Below are 12,153 nucleotides of genomic sequence, written 5' to 3'. Positions count from 1 at the left end.
CTACGGGGGTGAGGCCGATCAGCCGGGTCTCTACGGTTGGGCCGATCGGCCGGATCTCTGTCAGGTGGGGCCGATCGGCCTCTGTGGAGCGAGCCGATCGGCCGACCGGGGACTAGGACAGGCTGAGGGTGATGAAACAGGTCTCATCGCCCTCGCACGTCATGCCGAAGCAAGTGAGCGTGCAGGGCCACAGCCAGGACTCTTCGGCGGCCGGGAGCATGTCCAGCGCCTTGACGTCGAGTTCCATTGAGTTCTCCTTCTCCACCGCCCCGGTCACTGCCGGGGCGATAACGGGGACTGCGTCAGATGGTGACGAGGCAGCTGTAGTTGCACGAGACGAAGCACGTGACCCAGCAGGACCGCAGCGAGGACTCCTCGTCGGCGGGGAGCATGTCGAGAGCCTTGACGTCGATTTCCATGGTGTTTCTCCTTTTTGTTCCTCCGCCCGGTGGCTACCGTGGCGGTGTCGGTGACTCGGTCAGATGGTGATCCAGCAGCTGTCCTTGCAGGTCTTGACCTCACAGGTGATGAGGCAAGGCCACAGGGACGACTCGTCGGCGGCCGGGAGCATGTCCAGGGCGTTGATGTCGAGCTCCATGACGGTTCTCCTTTCGTGATTTCCAGGTCGGGCCGCCCGGTTCCAGGCGGCTTCGTGCGCCGGCCCGCGCCGACGGCGATCGGGCCGGAGTCTGTGAGCCCGCGCTAGGCGGGCAGTGACGACGCGAGGTGTCCTGCGGTCCGCGCGGTCCGCGTGACGCCTTCGCTCAGGAAGGCGATGAGCCGGCTCGTGACCAGGTGTCCCTCGCTGGAGGCCATGGGGTCGTGGTCGGCCGATGCGATCTCCAGGTAGACGGGCTCCACCGGGTGACCGGCCGCCAGCAGCCGCTCGTGCAGCCGCCTGGAGTGGGCGACCGGGATGGTCGAGTCCTGCAGGCCGTGCACGATCATGATCGGCAGGCGCATCCGGTCCGCCAGCCTGGCCAGGTCGCGCGGGCCGAGCCCGTCGTGGAGCTCGGTGCGTCCGCCGAGCCGGTCGAGCAGCGTGCGCACGCCGGACGGTCCGTCCTGGTAGAGCTCCCTGCCCGACAGGAACGGGGCCACGACGGCGGCGCGGTCCCACCGGTCCGGCTCCGCGGCGGCGGCCAGCAGGGCCAGGTAGGCGCCGTAGCTGATGCCGTACAGCATGGGCCGTCGGCGGCCGGGGCCGCGCGCGCCGGCCAGCGTACGTCCCAGGTGGAGGACGTCCGCGAGGTCGGGGCCGCCCCACGCGTCGCGGATGGCGTCGCGGTGCGCGGCGCCGTAGCCGGTGCTTCCCCGCTGGTTGGGCGCGACCACCGCCATGCCCGCCGCGGCCATCCGCTGGAACAGCGGCTCGAACCCGAAGTGCCAGGCGGCCTCCGGGCCGCCGTGCAGCGCCACGACCAGCTGCTCGCTCGCCACCGGATCGCCGTACACGATGGCCTCGATCGGCCCGGCCGGACCCGCGAAGTCCACCGTCCTGGCCGAAGCCCACCGGCTCTCCGGCGTCTCCGGCGTCTCCGGCGCGGTCTCGCCGGACAGGGTGACCACGCCGAGCGGGCGGTCCGGTGTGCTGTGCAGCAGGTGCAGCCTGCCGGGGGTCCAGCGCGCCAGCTGCTGCAGCGTCCCGGCCGGCAGCGCGGCCTCGACGGTGGTGTCCGCCGCGAGGTCGTGCAGCAGCAGGTGGGAGCGGCTGCGGCGGACGGCAGAGAGTGCCAGGCGCCGTCCCTCAGGATCGAGGGCCAGCGGCGCGACGGTGCCCTCGATACGGTTCAGCCGCTCGGGGAACGCCGTCGGCGCCGGGTCGTCGCGGTGCCGTACGCCGAGTTGGAACGTGCCATTCCGCCGGGCCGCGGTGAGCAGCACGCCGGTGTGGGGCGCCGCCATGAGCAGGTGCTCGTCGTCCGCGAGCCCGTCGAGCGGCGCGGAGAGACCGGTGGCGAGATCGAGGACGAGCGGGCCGCCGGAGCCGGGCTCCGGGCGGGCCAGCGCGAGCCGCCGGCCGGCGTCGTCGAGCCAGACCCCGCCGCCGGCCGCACCGGCCAGCTCGGCGACCGGCTCGGGGCGTTCGGCGCGCCCGGACACCCGCCACACCGTGGTGCGCCCGTTCTCGCCGCTCTCGAACAGCAGGGCGGTGGTGCCCGGCGCGCCGCCGGCGATGAGCCTGAGCCCCTTGCCGCGCAGCGCGAGCAGCTCGTACTCCTCCGCCGCGCCGTCCGCTCCCGGCACGGCGAGCAGCAGCCGCGCGGAACCCCTGCCGTGGCGGCACAGCAGCACGTCGCCGGCCCCGGTCGGCAGCGGGAGCGTCCAGGCGCTCTCGCCGTCCCTGGTGGGCAGCAGGCGTGGCCGCGGCGCGGGTCCGGTGAGGTCCCACAGCTCGGGCATGAGCCGGTCCTGTCCGTACGCGGCCAGGCAGGTGGCGTAGTGCCCGTTGCCGGAGAACCGGAAGCTGATCCGCCTGATCTCCATGGTGGTCGGGATGCTCGTCATGCCCGGCCGCCTGCGGTCGCGAGCGCCCTGGGCGCGAGGATCGGGGCGTCGGCCATCCAGGGACGGGCGCCGCCGTGGCGCAGCCGCAGCAGGAAGGCGAGCACGCCGGCCAGGCCGGTGTTCCAGCCGAACGTCACGTCGAGCGCGTTCTCGTCGGGCACCACGAGCAGCCCGTCGCGCAGGGTGGCACGCGCCCACAGCACGGCGGCCAGCTCCTCGGCCTGCTCCCGGTAGACCGGCTCGCCGGCCAGCTCGGCCAGGTCCAGCAGGAACTGCCCGTCTCCGGCCAGGCCGTGGCAGGCGGCGGTGCCGGAGCGCAGCCGGTGGCCGTGCACGGCCGCGGCGGCGGCCCTGGCCACCTCCAGCGCCTGCCGGTCGCCGGTGGTCGCGTGCAGCCGCACCAGGAACGTGCCGATCCCGGAGGATCCGTTGCACCAGTGGGGCATCTTCGCCCCGCCGTGCGGGCCCTCACCCCACCAGGCCGCCTCGCCGTGGTAGTCGGCCGCGTCCATCAGGGTGCGGCCGGCGGTGACGGCCGTCTCCAGGCAGTCCTCCCGGCCGAGCGCGACGCCGGCCGCCAGCAGGTACGCCCCGATCCCGGCGACGCCGTGCGCGAAACCGTAGTGCGTCACGCCCGCCAGCCCGGAGTCGAAATCCTTGGGAATGGTCCACAGCACCGTGTCCGGGGTGCGCCGCGCGACGGCGAGCAGCTCGTCGGCGCACGCGCTCGCCCGGTCGCGGAACGCCGGGTCGCCGGTGGCGTGCCACAGGTGCAGCAGCGCCGTCCCCGTACCGGCCAGGCCATGGCAGATGTCCGGGTTCGGCCAGCTGACGGGCAGGCCGAGAGCGAGGTCGAGGCCCGCCGAGCGCACGTCGTGGTCGTCCAGCGCCGCGCCCGCCGCGTGCAGGGCCCAGGCCATGCCGGCCCGGCCGAAGTACAGGCCCGGTGAGGGGCGGTGCTCGCTCGCGAGGCGGCGGATCATCCAGCTCGCGCCGTCGCGCAGACCGGTCGTGAGGTGGGCGCGCAGGTCCTGCGGCAGGTGCGTGGCCTCGGGCCCCAGCAGGGAGGCCATCATGTCGAGCACGCCGGCCGCGCCGTACTGCACGCCGCAGGGGTCGGCGTTGGCGCCGTACCCGATGGCGGGCCACAGCCGCGCGCCGCCGCTGCCCGCGGACATGGTGCGCAGCGTGTACGTCAGGCCGTCGCGCAGCAACCGGTCCTGCTCGACCGGGCCGAGCGCGGCCCCACCGGGCACCGCCGCGTCAGGCCGGTGAGCGGGCCCGGCCTCATCGGGCACCGCCGGGCCGAGCCAGCGAGCGGCCCCGGCCCCATCAGGCACCGCCGGGCCGAGCCGGTGAGCGGCCACGGCCTCGTCGGATGCCGCCAGGCCGAGCGCGGTTGCCCCCGCCTGATCGGGCGTCGCCAGGCCGGACAGGAACTCGCGGGCTCTGGCCAGGTCCCACCGCCGGGCGGGGTCCTCGGCCATCAGCCCCAGGATCAGGGGCGCCAGCTCGGTCGCCACGGGATCGCCCGCGGCGGCCACGCCGACCAGCCTACGCACCCGGGAGTCCCACGACCTGCCCTGGCCGGCCTGATCGGCCACCAGCATCGGCTGGCACGCGGTCACCAGGTAGAACACCGTCGCGCCCAGGGCGTACAGGTCCGCCTCGACGCCGGGGCAGGGGCCATGGGCGGGCGCCTGCTCCTGCTCCGGGGGCGCGTACCCGGGAGTGTGGGTCCGCCCGATCAGGGTGCCGGGCTTGGCCGCGGTCTCCAGGTCGATCAGCCGGCAGTCGCCGTCCCCGGTGACGATGACGTTGTTCGGGGTCAGGTCGCGCACGATGTAGCCCTGCTCGTGCACGGTCGCGACCAGCTCGGCCAGGCGGCGGGCCAGGGCCAGCACCGTTTCCCGCCAGTGCGGGTCCGTGCCCTCCGCCTTGCGCTCGCCCGCCCAGGCGGACAGCACGGTCCCCTCCAGCCGCTCCTGGGCCAGGAACAGGTTGTCGTCCTTGTCGAAGAGCAGCACCCTGCGCGCGGTGACGCCGAGCGGGCCGAACAGGTCGAGCATCCGCCACTCGTGCCGCAGCGCGTCGCGCTCGTCCCGGCCGCTCAGCCTGGCGCCCACGTGGGGCCGGGCCTGCTTGATGATCACCTGCCCGCCGGTGTGGCGGTCCTCGGCCAGGTAGACGCCGCCCTTGGCGTTGTGCCGGACGGCCTGGCGCACCACGAACCTGTCGGCCAGCAGCACCGCCGCCGGCGCGGACACCCGTACCGGGGCCTGACCCGACTCGAAGGGGCAGGGCGCCCACGAGGGCGGGGAGTACCAGGCGTTGCGCTTGTCGGTCACCTGCGTGCCGTCGGGGGCGGTCAGCCGCGAGGCGTAGGAGCCGTCGTTGTCCAGGACGGACGGCGCGGAGAACACCCCGTAGCGGTAGTGGACCAGGCTGCCCGGCCGGTAGACGCGATCGGACAGGATGGGCGGCCCGGGCAGGCCCAGGGTGGCCGCGTGCAGCTCCGCGGCGATCGCGGTGGCCGCCTGGTCGTCGGCCGGGTAGACGGTGATGAACTTGCCCACAGACCCCCGGTCCTGCTCCCTGGACACCAGGCCGGACAGCTCGGCCAGCGTCGCGGCGAACTTGAACGAGCAGCGCCGCCGCACCAGCACCTCCACCACGCGGGCCAGCACCACCGGGGCCGACAGCGGCGTCGCCGAGACGTGCAGCTTCCAGCCCTGGTCCCTGCGGGCCACGCCGGCCGGTGTCACGTACGTCCACGGCCTGCGGGTGCGCAGCTCCCAGGAGCCGTCCTCGGCCGCGGCACCCTCGCCGGCCGCCTCATCGGCCGCCGCCCGGCCCACCCGTGCCACGGCCGCCTTGGCGATGTCCTCCAGCACGTGCCGGTCCATGCCGGTCTGGTCTTCACGCTCCTTGCGCGCGTCCACGCCGAAACCCCCTGAAGCTTCTTCATCTCGCCGGACGATCAGCGCGGGCCGGGGAATCAGCGCGAACCCGCTGCCTCACCGTCGAGCCCGCACCCCGTTGGCTGAACGCTCTCAGGTATAGGCAGCGCGACTTGCAGTCGTCTTGGACCGGAATGGGAGCCAAGTTGGAGATGTCTTGCTCGGAGCCAGGCCGGGCGGACCTCATTTCCATAACTGCTGGACACCGCGTTATTCGGACCTGATTTTCGCCGGCGGCCGAAGAATGGCATTCCCCGCGAAGCTCACACAGGCCCGCGAATTTACCGGCAGCTCAGCGGTGCAACGCGCTGGAGGTTTCGTCGTCCTCCACGTTGGCGTCGTCCTCTACGCCGGCGTCGTCCTCCGCGTCGGCGTCGTCCTCTGCGTCGTCCTCGATCAGGAAGCCGCCGGACTGGTGGCGCCAGAGCCGGGCGTAGGTGCCGTCGGCCTGGAGCAGGTCGCCGTGGGTGCCCTGCTCCACGACGCGCCCCCGGTTGAGCACGACGAGGCGGTCCATCCGTACGACGGTGCTCAGCCGGTGGGCCACCACGAGCGCGGTGCGGTCCTGCATCAGGTGCCACAGGGCCTCCTGCACGAGCAGCTCGCTCTCGGAGTCGAGGGCGCTGGTCGCCTCGTCCAGCAGCAGGATCGGGGCGTCGCGCAGGATCGCGCGCGCCAGCGCGAGGCGCTGCCGCTGGCCGCCGGAGAGCTTGATGCCCCGCTCGCCGACCAGCGTGTCGAACCCGTCCGGCAGCGACTCGACGAACTCCGTGACGTGCGCCGCCCGCGCGGCCCGCAGGATCTCGGCCTCGGTGGCGCCCGGCCGGGCGAAGGCGATGTTGTCGCGCACCGTCCGGTGGAACATGGCCGGATCCTGCGGCACGTACGCGATCAGCCCGCGCAGGTCGGCCTGTCGCAGGCGGCTGATGTCCTGGCCGCCGACCAGGATCCGGCCGTCGTCGATGTCCATGAGCCGCAGCAGCAGCCGGGTGAGCGTGCTCTTGCCGCCGCCTGACTGGCCGACCAGACCGATCTTGGTGCCGCTGGGGATGTCCAGGTCCAGGCCGTCGAACAGGGGCGGGCCGTCGGCGTAGGCGAAGCGCACCCGCTCGAAGCGGACGCCCGCGTCGGCCGGGCGCAGCGGCTGCGGGTCGGGCGGGTCCACCACGGTGGGCGGCACCAGCAGCAGCTCGGTGAACTGGGCGGCCTCGGTGAGCACGCTCTCCATGCGCCGGTAGATCTGGTTGAACTCGAACATGATGCTGATCGTGTTCGAGTAGTAGGTGAACGTGACCACGATGGCCTCCACGCCCAGACCGCCCCTGAGCGCGACGGCGAGGAGCAGGCCCACGGCGCTGGTGAGGACCGAGATCGGGGCGACGACGGTGTCCACCCGGAGGTTGCCGTAGTCCCACGAGCGCAGCGACAGCCGCTGCTGCTCGGCGACCCTGGCGCGGTGTTCGGTGGCCTCGCGGTCCTCGGCGGCGAACGCGCGCACGGTCTCCATGTTGGTCAGCACGTCTGCGACGTGGCCCGACACCAGCACCTTGGCCGCCTCGCGCTCCTCGACCAGCCGCTGGCGGCGGCGGATGAGCGGGGCGACGAGGAAGCCGGTGACGAGGATCAGGCCCACGAGGACCAGGACCAGCAGCGGGTGGTACTGCCACAGCACCACGGAGGCGAAGGTCAGCGGCACGACCTTGGCCATGATCGAGAAGGTGAGCGTGTCGGCGAACTCCTCGAACCTGGAGGAGAAGCTCAGCACCCGCTTGGTCAGCGACCCGGCGAAGTTGTCGTGGAAGAACGCGGCGTCCTTGGTCAGGAGCTCGTCCATGCCCAGCACGCCGAGCCGCTCGATGCCGCGGGCGTCCGTACGGTTCAGGAAGTGCAGGCCGATCCGCCACAGCACCTCGCCCGCCAGCAGCAACCCGCCGAACCCGAGCACGTAGGGCAGCAGCGCGGCGACGGAGCCGTCACCACCGGCGGCCAGGTGCCCGACGAGCCCGGCCACCGCCAGCGGCGCCAGGTAGAACAGGCAGATGTTGCCCAGCGCCGGCGCCGTCAGCGCGGGCACGGCGATCACCCACTGGCGTCTCAGCTCGCCCCAGTAGTAGCGCAGCGCCAGCCCGACTGCCGATTTCCGCGCAGATGAGCCGTCTGCGGAGCCCTCGCGTGATCCCAGCACGGCCACCGCCCCTCCCGATGCCGACACCGCCGTGGCCATGGTGCCGTAGCGGTGCGGGGCCGAGCCAACGATTTTCCTGACGACGAGTCGAGGACGGACTCAGAGCGGCCGCCCGCCGCGATCGAGGCGCGGCCCCGGCAGCCGGTCCCCGATATGGACACATCCCGCATCCGAGCTATTATCGCTATATGGCGATGTATTCAGACAGTGGCCGGCGAGTGAGCCGCTGCCGCGCCGTGCGGAGCTCACCGGCGACGGCCGCGTCATGACGGCGACCATCCCGGCGCCGGCCCGGCGCGACGTCCTGCGACGCCGGATCCGCCTGCTGGTCGCGGCGACCATCGCCTACAACGTGATCGAGGCCGTCGTCGCCATCACCGCCGGCACCGTCGCCTCCTCCGCCGCGCTGATCGGCTTCGGCCTGGACTCGGTGGTCGAGGTCGCCTCGGCCCTGGCGGTGGCCTGGCAGTTCGCCTCGGCCGACCACGAGCGCCGGGAGCGGGCGGCGCTGCGCGTCATCGCGATCTCCTTCTTCGCGCTGGCCGCCTACGTCACCTTCGACTCCGTACGCTCCCTGCTCGGCGCCGGGGAGGCCGAGCCGTCCACGCCCGGCCTGGTGCTGGCCGCCCTCTCCCTGGCGATCATGCCGTTCCTGTCGTACGCGCAGCGCCGCGCGGGTCGTGAGCTGGGCTCGGCCTCCGCGGTGGCCGACTCCAAGCAGACCCTCCTGTGCACCTACCTGTCCGGGGTGCTGCTGGCGGGGCTGGCGCTCAACAGCCTGTTCGGCTGGTCCTGGGCGGACCCGATCGCCGCCCTGGTCATCGCCGCCGTCGCGGTCAAGGAGGGCCGCGAGGCGTGGCGGGGGGACTCCTGCTGCCCCGTGCCGGCCGCCGCCGACGCGTGTGACGGCTGCTGCCCATCGGCACTCGATGGAGAAGTGAGATAGATTCCACCTTCTTTCCCAGAATTAACGTGTTTGGCCGCCGGCGTCAGATGGGGACACGGGAATCGACAGCACGCCGCGTTTTGAGTAGAACCGCTTGTAAAGAGTGGCTCGCTCGCCTTATGCCGCGCGCGACTCCCGCGCTACCATGCGACTCAAGGCAAGCCGTTGCCCGTGCCACCGTCTTTCGAGTCGGATTGGTGGAGCGTTTATGCCAGGTTTGACATTCGCCTCGCAAAGGCTGCCGGGCGTTACCGTGATCTCCGTAGCCGGTGAAGTCGACGAGACGAACGCAGGCCAGCTCGACGGCTATCTGCGCCAATGCCGCCAGCTACCCGGCGAGCACATGGTGATCGACCTCAGCGAGGTGCGCTTCCTGGGCAGCGCCGGGCTCCGCGTCCTGCTCAACACCCATGCCTTCGCCCGCCAGCACGGCGGCAGCCTGCAGCTCGGCGCACCGCATCCGGTCCTCGCCCGCTTCCTGGAGACCACCCAGGCGCAGAGCGTCCTGCGGGTGCACGCGACCGTGGAGCAGGCGGTGGTCGCCGCACTCCGCGAAGCCCAGATCTCCCGGCCCAGCGCGCCGGAGGAGAAGGTGCGCGTGGCCAGCGGGCTGGGGCTGCAACAGCTTCCCTGACGACTGGTGATCCAGGCAGGGCACCTCCGCAGAGCCTGCGGCGACCTGGCGTTGACGGGCCGCCCGGTCATCGTGCACGCCTCCCTGCGCTCCTTCGGCCTGCCCCTTCACGGCGGCGCGGACGCGCTGCTGGACGCGTTGCTGGCCCGCGGCCGCACGGTGGTGGTGCCCGCCTTCACCCAGCCCCAGTTCGGGGTGCTCCCACCGGCCACGATGCGGCCCGCGCGCAACGGCGTCGACTACACCGCCCTGCCCGCCGGGCCGGCCGCCCAGGACGGTCCCGTGTACGACGCCGGCTGCGGGCTCATCAACCCGAGCATGGGCGTGCTCCCCGCGACCCTGATCGGCCGCCCCGGCGCCGTACGCGGCCGGCATCCGCTCAATTCGTTCGCCGCGATCGGGCCGCGGGCGGCCGAGCTCATCGCGGCCCAGAGCCCGGCCGACGTGTACGGCCCGATCCGCGAGCTGGCCGGCCGGGACGGCGCGATCCTGCTCATCGGCGTGGGGCTCGACCGGATGACGGCGCTGCACCTGGCCGAGCAGCGATCGGGACGGCGGCTCTTCCTGCGGTGGGCGCGCGGTGCCGGCGGCCGGGTGGGCATGGTCGAGGTCGGCTCCTGCTCCAGAGGCTTCGCGCGGCTGGAGCCCGTCCTCGCCCCGTACGCGCGGACGACCACCGTCGGAGCCTCCTCCTGGCGCGCCTACCCGGCGCGGCAGGCCCTCGACGCCGCCGCCCGCGCCATCGCCGCCGATCAGGACATCACGCACTGCCCTGATCGCGGCTGCCTGGCCTGCCGCGACTCCATCGCCGGCGGCCCCGTCGGGCCACCGCTCGCCGGCGGCGCGCCTGACGGCGGCATCACCCGCCGGCCGCGACCGGCTCCCTGAGCGGGAAGTGGCAGGCGGCCGAGTGCCCCGGGCCGAACCCGGCCGGCGCCGGCTCCTCCTCCGCGCACCGGGCCTGCGCGCGCGGGCACCGGGTGCGGAAGCGGCACCCCGACGGCGGGTCCTTCGGGCTGGGCAGCTCCCCGCCGATCTCGGCCCGGTCCGCACCGTCGCCCGCGCCGGGGTCCGGCTCGGGGATCGCGGCGATCAGACCGGCGGTGTACGGGTGCGCCGCCCGCAGATAGATGTCGTCCGCGGAGCCGACCTCGACGAGCTTGCCCAGGTACATCACGCCCACCGTGTCCGCCATGTACCGCACGACCGTCAAATCGTGAGAAATCACGACATAGGTGAGCTGGTGCTTGGCCTGGAGCCGCTTCATCAGGTTCAGCACCTGGGACCGGACCGAGACGTCCAGCGCACTCACCGGCTCGTCGGCCACGATCACGCTCGGGTTCAGCGCCAGCGCCCTGGCGAGCGCGATGCGCTGCCGCTGGCCGCCGGAGAACTCGTGCGGGTAGCGCTCCAGCACGCTGTGCGGCAGGCCGACCTCATCGAGCAGCTCGCGGATGGCCGCCAGCTGCTCGGCGGCCGTGCCGATGCCCTGGGCCTCGAACGGCTCGCGCAGGATGGCCCCGATGCGCATGCGCGGATCGAGCGCGTCGAGCGGGTCCTGGAACATCATCTGCAGGTTGCGCCGGTGCCGGCGCAGCGCCCGGCCGCGCAGCTCGCCGAGCTTGCCGCCGAGCGCCGTGACGCTGCCGGAGGAGGGTGACTCCAGCGCGACGATCATCCTGGCCAGCGTGCTCTTGCCGCAGCCGCTCTCCCCGACCAGCCCGAAGGTGTGACCGGGCTGGACCTCGAACGACACCCCCGACACGGCCTGCACGCCGCGGGCCCGGCTGCGCAGCGAGAAGCGCCCGGCACCGTACTCCTTGACGAGGTCGTCGACGGCCACCACCGGACCGGCCGGCTCGGGCCTTTCCACAGCCGCATCGGGCCCGGCCTCCTGGGCGGTCTCCGCCGGCCGGGTGACCGGGTCGAGCGGGCCTTCGACCGGATGCCAGCAGGCCAGCGCGTGCCCCTGCGGCGACTCGGTGAGCGGCGGCGCCTCGCTCTCGCAGCGGGCGGAGGCGTTCGCGCAGCGGGCGGCGAAGCGGCAGCCGGCGGGCGGGTCGGCCAGGTCCGGCGGGGCTCCGGGGATCGAGAACAGGGTGTGCTCACGCTGCTGGGTCAGCCGGGGCGTGCAGGCCAGCAGCGCCTGCGTGTACGGGTGCCGCATGCCCGTGAAGAGCCGCTCGGTGCGCGCGCTCTCGACGATGCCGCCGGCGTACATGACGCTGACCCGGTCGGCCCATCGCGCGATCACGCCCATATCGTGGGTGATCAGCAGCATGGCCATGCCGAGCCGGTCCTTGAGGTCGTGCAGCAGCCGCAGGACCTGCGCCTGCACGGTCACGTCGAGCGCCGTCGTGGGCTCGTCGGCGATCAGCACCTTCGGCTCGCAGGACAGGGCCATGGCGATCATGACCCGCTGCCGCAGCCCACCGGAGAGCTGGTGCGGGTAGTCGCCGAGCCGCTCGGCCGGACGCGCGATGCCCACCAGCGCGAGCATGTCGAGCGCCCGGTCGCGGGCCTCCTTCTGGCTCGCGCCGCGGTGCAGCCTGATCGGCTCGGCGACCTGCTCGCCGATGGTCTTGGTGGGGTTGAGCGACGTCATCGGGTCCTGGAAGACCATGGCGATCTCGTTGCCGCGGATCCGCTGGTACTCCCGCTCGGGCAGGCCGACCAGTTCCCGGCCTTCGAGCTTGATCGAGCCCGCGGCGACGTGCCCGCCCGGCGGGAGCAGGCCCATGATCGACAGGCCGGTCATCGACTTGCCGCTGCCGGACTCGCCCACCAGCCCGAGGGTCTCGCCCCTGCGCAGGCTCAGGTCCACCTGCTCGACGGCGCCGACGGCCGACTTCCGCAGCCGGATGCTGGTGGACAGGCCCTCGACCGCCAGGATCTCACCGTCGTCGGGCATCACTGGCCC

The 12,153-nt window shown here is 73.1% G+C and carries 10 protein-coding genes; 3 read left to right on the top strand and 7 right to left on the bottom strand.

What is annotated here, in order from left to right:
* Nucleotides 1-112: 112 nt before the first annotated feature.
* From ETD85_RS64560 to ETD85_RS08610, 6 genes are all read right to left on the bottom strand, one after another.
* Entirely contained in the window at nucleotides 113-247 is a 135-nt protein-coding gene (locus ETD85_RS64560; protein ID WP_206058193.1) for an ALQxL family class IV lanthipeptide, read from the bottom strand.
* A gap of 55 nt (nucleotides 248-302) precedes the next feature.
* Nucleotides 303-419: an ALQxL family class IV lanthipeptide gene (locus ETD85_RS64555; RefSeq protein ID WP_206058192.1), complete on the bottom strand. Its 117-nt coding sequence runs from the start codon at nucleotides 417-419 to the stop codon at nucleotides 303-305.
* A 59-nt stretch (nucleotides 420-478) separates the two neighbouring features.
* Complete coding sequence (locus ETD85_RS64550; protein ID WP_206058191.1) at nucleotides 479-598, bottom strand: ALQxL family class IV lanthipeptide; 120 nt, start codon at nucleotides 596-598, stop codon at nucleotides 479-481.
* 104 nt (nucleotides 599-702) lie between these two features.
* The gene (locus ETD85_RS08620) at nucleotides 703-2,508 is read right to left on the bottom strand and encodes an alpha/beta hydrolase family protein (RefSeq protein ID WP_138689083.1); all 1,806 of its coding nucleotides are present in this window, start codon (nucleotides 2,506-2,508) and stop codon (nucleotides 703-705) included.
* A complete protein-coding gene (lanL, locus tag ETD85_RS08615) occupies nucleotides 2,505-5,450 on the bottom strand; it encodes a class IV lanthionine synthetase LanL (RefSeq protein WP_138689082.1) in 2,946 nt (981 codons plus the stop codon). The genes ETD85_RS08620 and lanL overlap by 4 nt, the downstream gene beginning before the upstream one ends.
* A gap of 310 nt (nucleotides 5,451-5,760) precedes the next feature.
* A complete protein-coding gene (locus tag ETD85_RS08610) occupies nucleotides 5,761-7,659 on the bottom strand; it encodes an ABC transporter ATP-binding protein (protein ID WP_240779035.1) in 1,899 nt (632 codons plus the stop codon).
* 259 nt (nucleotides 7,660-7,918) lie between these two features.
* On the opposite strand from ETD85_RS08610, the gene ETD85_RS08605 reads away from it, so the two are divergent.
* From ETD85_RS08605 to ETD85_RS08595, 3 genes are all read left to right on the top strand, one after another.
* Nucleotides 7,919-8,599: a cation efflux transmembrane domain-containing protein gene (locus ETD85_RS08605; protein WP_138689080.1), complete on the top strand. Its 681-nt coding sequence runs from the start codon at nucleotides 7,919-7,921 to the stop codon at nucleotides 8,597-8,599.
* A gap of 208 nt (nucleotides 8,600-8,807) precedes the next feature.
* Nucleotides 8,808-9,233, top strand: coding sequence for an STAS domain-containing protein (locus tag ETD85_RS08600; protein WP_170246569.1), 426 nt, complete (start codon nucleotides 8,808-8,810; stop codon nucleotides 9,231-9,233).
* Between the two features lie 6 nt (nucleotides 9,234-9,239).
* Nucleotides 9,240-10,121 (top strand): AAC(3) family N-acetyltransferase, encoded by an 882-nt coding sequence (locus ETD85_RS08595; protein ID WP_138689078.1) that lies wholly within the window; start codon nucleotides 9,240-9,242, stop codon nucleotides 10,119-10,121.
* Here ETD85_RS08595 and ETD85_RS08590 read toward each other — a convergent pair.
* Entirely contained in the window at nucleotides 10,093-12,144 is a 2,052-nt protein-coding gene (locus tag ETD85_RS08590; protein ID WP_138689077.1) for an ABC transporter ATP-binding protein, read from the bottom strand. The genes ETD85_RS08595 and ETD85_RS08590 overlap by 29 nt on opposite strands.
* Between the last annotated feature and the right edge of the window lie 9 nt (nucleotides 12,145-12,153).

This window comes from Nonomuraea zeae (assembly GCF_005889725.1).
GTDB classification, from domain to species: domain Bacteria; phylum Actinomycetota; class Actinomycetes; order Streptosporangiales; family Streptosporangiaceae; genus Nonomuraea; species Nonomuraea zeae.
The sequence above is the reverse complement of the archived record's forward strand: the minus strand, read 5'-3'. Positions and strand labels throughout refer to the sequence as shown.

Coding starts and splice junctions, on each gene's coding strand:
- ETD85_RS64560 (WP_206058193.1), bottom strand. CDS start 247: ATGGAACTCGACGTCAAGGCGCTGGACATGCTCCCGGCCGCCGAAGAG.
- ETD85_RS08605 (WP_138689080.1), top strand. CDS start 7,919: ATGACGGCGACCATCCCGGCGCCGGCCCGGCGCGACGTCCTGCGACGC.
- ETD85_RS08600 (WP_170246569.1), top strand. CDS start 8,808: ATGCCAGGTTTGACATTCGCCTCGCAAAGGCTGCCGGGCGTTACCGTG.
- ETD85_RS64555 (WP_206058192.1), bottom strand. CDS start 419: ATGGAAATCGACGTCAAGGCTCTCGACATGCTCCCCGCCGACGAGGAG.
- ETD85_RS08620 (WP_138689083.1), bottom strand. CDS start 2,508: ATGACGAGCATCCCGACCACCATGGAGATCAGGCGGATCAGCTTCCGG.
- ETD85_RS08590 (WP_138689077.1), bottom strand. CDS start 12,144: ATGCCCGACGACGGTGAGATCCTGGCGGTCGAGGGCCTGTCCACCAGC.
- ETD85_RS64550 (WP_206058191.1), bottom strand. CDS start 598: ATGGAGCTCGACATCAACGCCCTGGACATGCTCCCGGCCGCCGACGAG.